The sequence below is a fragment of the Microbulbifer okhotskensis genome, from assembly GCF_023895975.1.
GTDB classification, from domain to species: domain Bacteria; phylum Pseudomonadota; class Gammaproteobacteria; order Pseudomonadales; family Cellvibrionaceae; genus Microbulbifer; species Microbulbifer okhotskensis.
In genome coordinates this window covers 1-225 of the sequence record NZ_JALBWM010000547.1, presented here as the reverse complement: position 1 = coordinate 225, position 225 = coordinate 1, and the positions used below count along the sequence as shown (strand labels likewise).

The 225-nt window shown below is 61.8% G+C and carries 1 protein-coding gene; it reads right to left on the bottom strand.

Annotated features, from left to right (window positions below; all coding sequences use genetic code 11):
* The coding region (locus tag MO867_RS23245; protein ID WP_252473522.1) for a hypothetical protein at positions 1-225 on the bottom strand (225 nt) is incomplete at both ends.

Below are 225 nucleotides of genomic sequence, written 5' to 3'. Positions count from 1 at the left end.
ACCGGCGAGCGCGCATCCACTTTCCAGCGGCTTTCCTGGTGAACCTGGGCGGCCAAAGTGGCAATGGGAGCATCCAACCCCCAGTGGGCGTGGGCGGCCCGTATCAAAGTGCGCTTATAGGTTTGCGAGGCCCCAGGAATTTCTGCATAGGCGGGCTGACAGGAGCTAAGCAGCACAATGGCCAGAGCCAGGATCAGCGCGGGAATGCCGGTAAACCCTACAGCG